The organism is Sphaerisporangium sp. NPDC088356 (genome assembly GCF_040685555.1).
Lineage (GTDB): Bacteria > Actinomycetota > Actinomycetes > Streptosporangiales > Streptosporangiaceae > Sphaerisporangium.
Genome location: NZ_JBFBIK010000010.1, coordinates 103,008 through 109,205, shown reverse-complemented (window position 1 = coordinate 109,205; position 6,198 = coordinate 103,008). Strand labels below are relative to the sequence as shown.

The following is a 6,198-nucleotide window of genomic DNA, read 5'->3' as shown; positions in this document are numbered from 1 at the left end:
CCCCGCCTGCCACCAGGCGGGGCGCCGGCTTTCGTTCCGGTGACACCTCAGGAGCGTCGTCGCCCGCTCAGCCGTACAGCCTGCTCAGCCCTACAGTCCGCTCAGCCGTGCAGCTTGCTCAGCCGCGTGCCCCGCTCAGCCGCGCGCGTGCTCGGCCGCGACCAGGGCGGCGGCCAGCTGGACGGCGACCAGCGTGCGGATGGCGAGCGGCCGCCCGGCGGACTCGACGGCCGCCTCGTCGCACCACCCCTCGAACAGCTCGCCGAGCCGGGCGCGCTGCGCGCGGATGGCCGGGGTGAGGTTCCCCGCCGCGAACTCGGCGTCCAGCATGCGGCAGAAGGTGCCGGTGAAACGGAGCCGGCGCATGTGGAGCGTCTGCCGGTTGCCGAACTGCTCCGCGACGGTCGCGGGCCGGTCCGCCCCGGGGTGGCCCTCCCACTCGTCGGCGAACTTCCGGTACGTGCCGAACATGTCCTCGGCCGAGCGGCGGAACGGCGAGTGGACGGTCAGATCGCGGCGCACCGCGTCCATGGCCGCCAGCAGCATGTCGAGCAGCTCCCGCTGGGCGGCCAGCCCCGTCTTCAGCACCTCACCGTACGACGTGGCGGTCGGGGTCGCGTCGGAGATCCGCTCGTCGGCCCAGTACGGGAGCTCGGTGATCAGGTGCAGCGCGCCGAACCTGGCCGCGTAGTCCGCGCTGCCGCCCCCGCCGCCGAAGACCTTCGCCTGCCGCGTGCCGCCCGGCGTGAGGTACACGGCCGGGGCGATCATCGTGGCGCCGGGCAGTTCGGGCTCGCCGTGGTGCAGCGGGATGCCCTCCAAGGCCGGCAGCTCGGTGAGCCGCGCCGCGAGGACGGGGTCGTGGCGGTTGAGGTAGAAGTAGGCGCCGCTGTACTCGCCGTTGTGCAGGGAGTAGACGAACGTGGGCCGCACCTCGTCCATGAGACGCATCAGCGCCTCGGTCTCCGGCAGGCTCCGCTCGAAGGAGTAACCGTCGCCGCTGAGCGGGAACGTCCACTCGACCTGGTCGTTCCAGGCGGGCCGGTAGAAGTGCCGGGCGTAGTGGCGGCGGTCGCCCGGGCGGGCGTACCAGCCCTCGTTCAGCCGCGCCCCGTCGGGATCCACGCAGGGGATCAGGTGCCAGCGGTAGCCGAGCCCCTCCCGCAGCTCGGCGTCCTCGCACAGCCGCCGGATGAGCCGGCTGACGGTGAGCGAGCCGATCGGCTCGTTGGGGTGGGGCCCCCCGATGATCACTGCGTCGCGGGCGCCGCTCCCCACGGTCAGCGCCCGCAGCGGCTCGCCCAGCCGGGAGGTGCCGATCCCGCGCAGCCGTACGAGGCCGGGGTGGCGCCTGGCGAACTCGTCCAGCTCGGCGTGCATCTCGTCCACGCTGGGGAACCTGTCGAAGTCCGGGACCCCTCGCATCTGCTCGCGCACGTCCATGGCATCGCCTCCAGTTGCTCGCCCCGAGATTCCTCGACCCGGCCTCCTCGTTGTTTTGCCCCTATTTGTGGGAGTTCGATTGCATCTAAGCCGTCGGCGTGAACGGCCGGAGTGTCAGCGCAGCTCGCGCTTGAGGATCTTGCCGCTCGCGGTCATCGGGAACGCCTCGCGGAACTCCACCAGGCGGGGGTACTTGTAGGCCGCCATGTTCTCCTTGGACCAGCCGACCAGCTCGTCCTCGGTCAGCACCGCGCCCGCCTTGAGGATCACGTACGCCTTGATCTCCTCGCCGTGCGAGGCGTGGGGGACGCCGACGACGGCGGCCAGCGAGACCGCCTCGTGGGTCATCAGGACCTCTTCCAGCTCGCGCGGGTAGACGTTGAACCCACCGCGGATGATCATGTCCTTGGCGCGGTCGACGATCGAGTAGTAGCCGTCGGCGTCCCTGGTGGCGATGTCGCCAGTGCGGAACCACCCGTCCCTCATGACCTCGGCGGTGGCCTCGGGCCGGTTGTAGTACCCCTTCATCACGTTGTGGCCGCGGATCGCGATCTCGCCCGGCCCCTCGCCCTCGACGGTCTCCCAGCCCGCGTCGACCAGCTTCATCTCGACGCCCCACACGGGGGTGCCGATCGACCCGGCCTTGGCCGGCCTGCCCGGCTGGTTGAAGCTGGCCACCGGCGAGGTCTCCGACAGGCCGTACCCCTCCACCACCGCGAGGCCGAAGGTCTTCTGGAAGTCCTTCAGCACCTCGACGGGCAACGACGCGCCGCCCGCGACCGCCGTCCGCAGCGTGACGGGCACCTCGGCGCCGTCGGCGTGCACCGAGGTGAGCATCGCCCAGTACATGGTAGGGACGCCCGCGAACAGGGTGACGCCCTCGTCGCGCATCAGCGTCAGCGCGGCGGCCGGCTCGAAGCGCGGCACCAGGACCAGGGTCGCCCTGCGGCGGAAGCCGGCGTTCATGATGACGGTCTGGCCGAACGAGTGGAACAGCGGCAGCGTCGCGAGGAAGACGTCGTCGCCCGCGAGCTCGAACATCTCGTCGGAGACGATGGCGTTCATCAGCATGTTCTGGTGGCTCAGCTCGGCGCCCTTGGGCTGCCCGGTGGTGCCGCTGGTGTAGAGGATCACGGCCGTGTCGTCAGGGGCGGTCGCCACGGTCTCGAACTCCCCGGACATGCCGTCGAGCGCGCTCCACACCGTCCGCACGCCCTCGATGCCCGAGTCGGTGGCGAGGGGCGTGGCGGGCAGCAGGAAGAAGTCGTCGGCGTGCGGCCCGCCGGCCGGGACGGCCTCGCGGAACCCCGCGTGGCCCCGCTCGCCGAGCGGCAGGTCGGGGGTGCCCTCGAAGCAGAACAGCGCCTTGGCGTCGGAGTCGCGCAGGTGGTAGGCGATCTCCCGCGACCGCAGCAGCACGTTGAGCGGCACCACCGTGGCGCCCGACTTCAGGATGCCGAAGTAGACGAACGGGAAGTAGGGCAGGTTCGGGCACGCCAGCGCCACCTTGTCGCCCCTGCCGATGCCCCGCGACGCCAGAAGGTTCGCCACCTGGTTCGCCAGGGTGTTCACCAGGGAGTACGGCATCCGCAGGTCCCCGAGGACCACGGCGGTGCGGTCGGGATGCTCCCGGGCGCTGTCCTCCAGGACGACCGACAGGTTGAGCATGGCTGGTTCCTCCTCGCTGAGGCCGGCTACTTCCGTCGGGGCGGGCGGCCGAGGCCGCGACGCCGCCGGCGTCTGCGACATCTTGGCAGCCGATAGCTACTAATCGGTAACGAGCGTGGACGTGGGGCGACAACGGGCGTAAGTACGTGAAAGGTTGCTCAGCATCCCCCGGAGGCAACAATGCGATACGACTACGTCATCGTGGGAGCGGGTTCGGCGGGTTGTGTCCTCGCGAACCGGCTCTCCGCGGACCCCTCGGTGCGGGTGGCCCTGCTGGAGGCGGGCGGCGCCGACCGCAAGCTGGAGATCCGCGTGCCCGCGGGCTTCTCGAAGCTGTTCAAGACGCGCTACGACTGGAACTACAGCACCGCCAAGCAGGCGGAGATGTTCGGGCGCGAGCTGTACTGGCCGCGTGGCAGGACCCTCGGAGGCTCGTCCTCCATCAACGCCCAGATGTGGATCCGCGGCGTCCGCGCCGACTACGACGGCTGGAACCTGCCCGGCTGGTCCTACGACGAGGTCCTGCCGTACTTCAGGCGCTCCGAGCGGCGGGTCGGGTCGAACCGGGGCGGGGTGTACGGCACCGACGGTCCCATCTACGTCTCCGAACTGCGCAGCCCCAACGTGACGACACAGGCGTTCCTGCGCGCCTGCGAGGAGGTCGGGTTCACGAGGCTGGAGGAGCTCAACGGCGACTCCAACGAGGGGTTCTCCCAGACGCCGGTCACCCAGGACCGCGGGCGGCGGTGGAGCGCCGCCGACGCGTACCTGCGCCCGGCGATGGGCCGTCCCAACCTCACCGTGCTGACCGCCGCGCGGGTCCGCCGGGTGCTGCTCGACGAGGACGGCCGCGCCACCGGCGTCGAGTACGACGAGGGCCGGCGCGTGACGGCCGCCAGGGAGGTGATCGTCTCGGCGGGGGCCATCGGGTCGCCGCACCTGCTCATGCTCTCGGGGATCGGCGACCCGGACGACCTGCGCGCCGCCGGCGTCGAGCCCAGGCACGAGCTGCCCGGGGTGGGGCGCAACCTCATGGACCACCTGGCCTCGGCGGTCATGCTGGAGTGCCCCGAGCCCGTCACGCTCGCCGCGGCGGAGTCCCTCGGCAACTACGCGCGCTACCTGCTGAACCGCACCGGGATGCTGACGTCCAACGTCGGCGAGGCCGTCGCCTTCCTCAGGACCACCCCCGAGGAGCCCGCCCCCGACATCGAGCTGCTCTTCGCGCCGGTGCCGTTCTCCGACCACGGGTTGACGCCGCCTCCCCGGCACGGCGTCACCATCGGCGTCATCCTCCTCCAGCCCGAGAGCCGCGGCCGGATCACGCTGAACGACGGCGAGGTGGTGATCGACCCCTGCTACCTGACCGCCGAGGGCGACGTGCGGCGGCTGGTGGCCGGGCTCAAGCGGGCCAAGGAGGTGTTCGCGACCACGGCGCTCCGGCCGTACACGGGCGGGCCCATGGAGCCGTACGACGGCTCGGAGACCGACGAGGAGCTGGCCCGGTTCGTGCGCGAGCACAGCGAGACGCTCTACCACCCGGCGGGCACCTGCAAGATGGGCATCGACGACGACGCGGTGGTCGACCCGTCGCTGCGCGTCATCGGGGTTCCGGGGCTGCGCGTGGTGGACACATCGGTCATGCCGCTGCTCAACCGGGGCCACACCCATGCCCCTACGATCATGATCGCGGAGAAGGCGGCGGATCTCATCAAGGCCTCTTGACGTAAGCGGCCGCTTTCTCAAACCATGGAGCCCGGAGGTGCGTCAGGGATGACCGCAGGCGCGACGGACATCGATCTCTCGGACATCCCCTTCTGGGGGCTGCCCCAGGGCCGGCGGAACGACGCCTTCAGGCGGCTCCGTCAGCTCGACCGGCCGGTCTTCACCAAGGAGAACCACACCCCGTTCATCGGTGCCGGGGCGGGGTTCTACGCGCTGGTGCGGCACGCGGACGTGAGCGAGGCCAGCCGCAACGCCGGGGTCTTCAGCAGCGAGCCCACCTCCAACAGCATCCCCGACATGCCGAGGTGGCTGGCGGTCTACTTCGGCTCGATGATCAACATGGACGACCCCCGGCACGCGCGCCTGCGGCGCATCGTGTCCCGGGCGTTCACCCCGAAGATCCTCAAGAAGATGGAGGAGGACGTCGCCAGGGCGGCAGGCGAGATCGTCGACCGGGCGATCGCCGAGGGCCCCGGCGACTTCGTCCCGCAGATCGCCGCCCGGCTGCCCGTGCAGGTCATCTGCGACATGATGGGCATCCCTCCGGCCCACCACGACATGGTGCTCCGCAGTACGAACGTCATCCTGGGCAACGCCGACGCCGAGTACACCGGCATCCGGCCCGACATCACGCGATGGAACGTCGCCAAGGGCCTGGTGAAGTTGCTCCGCGCCGGGCACGAGCTCAGCGGCCTGGCCCGGCGGCTCGGCCGGGAGCGGCGCGGGAACCCCACAAGCGACCTCACCAGCATGCTGGTCAACGGCGAGGAGCACCTGACCTCCCAGGAGCTCGGGTCGTTCTTCATCCTGCTGGTAGTCGCGGGCAGCGAGACCACGCGCAACGCCATCTCACACGGTCTGAAGCTCTTCACCGACAACCCAGAGCAGCGTGAGCTGCTGCTGGGGGACTTCGAGACCCACATCCCGGGCGCGGTCGAGGAGATCATCAGGTACTCCACCCCGGTGATCCAGTTCCGGCGCACGCTCACCCGGGACCACGAGATGAACGGGCAGGAGTACAAGAAGGGCGACAAGGTCCTGCTGTTCTACAACTCGGCCAACCGCGACGAGGCGGTGTTCGCCGATCCCGACGCCTTCGACATCACCCGCAGCCCGAACCCGCACGTCGGGTTCGGCGGGCCGGGCCCGCACTACTGCCTCGGCGCGCACCTGGCGAGACGCGAGGTCACGGTCATGTTCCGCGAGCTGTTCACCCGGCTGCCGGAGATCCGCTCGACCGGCGAGCCCGACTACCTGCTGTCGAACTTCATCAACGGCATCAAGCACCTGGGCTACCGGACGAGCTAGCGCGGTCGTATGCCGGGTTTGACGTAAGTAATCGCTTTTATCAATCATGGAACC

The 6,198-nt window shown here is 70.3% G+C and carries 4 protein-coding genes; 2 read left to right on the top strand and 2 right to left on the bottom strand.

What is annotated here, in order from left to right:
* Nucleotides 1-135: 135 nt before the first annotated feature.
* Together AB0O34_RS06700 and AB0O34_RS06695 are read right to left on the bottom strand one after the other, a co-directional pair.
* The gene (locus tag AB0O34_RS06700; RefSeq protein ID WP_363913381.1) at nucleotides 136-1,443 is read right to left on the bottom strand and encodes a M14 family zinc carboxypeptidase; all 1,308 of its coding nucleotides are present in this window, start codon (nucleotides 1,441-1,443) and stop codon (nucleotides 136-138) included.
* 114 nt (nucleotides 1,444-1,557) lie between these two features.
* Entirely contained in the window at nucleotides 1,558-3,111 is a 1,554-nt protein-coding gene (locus tag AB0O34_RS06695) for a long-chain fatty acid--CoA ligase (RefSeq protein WP_363913379.1), read from the bottom strand.
* A 180-nt stretch (nucleotides 3,112-3,291) separates the two neighbouring features.
* On the opposite strand from AB0O34_RS06695, the gene AB0O34_RS06690 reads away from it, so the two are divergent.
* Together AB0O34_RS06690 and AB0O34_RS06685 are read left to right on the top strand one after the other, a co-directional pair.
* On the top strand, nucleotides 3,292-4,836 hold the full coding sequence (locus tag AB0O34_RS06690) for a GMC family oxidoreductase N-terminal domain-containing protein (protein ID WP_363913377.1): 1,545 nt from the start codon (nucleotides 3,292-3,294) through the stop codon (nucleotides 4,834-4,836).
* Between the two features lie 48 nt (nucleotides 4,837-4,884).
* Nucleotides 4,885-6,144 (top strand): cytochrome P450, encoded by a 1,260-nt coding sequence (locus tag AB0O34_RS06685; protein ID WP_363913375.1) that lies wholly within the window; start codon nucleotides 4,885-4,887, stop codon nucleotides 6,142-6,144.
* The last annotated feature ends 54 nt before the right edge of the window (nucleotides 6,145-6,198 follow it).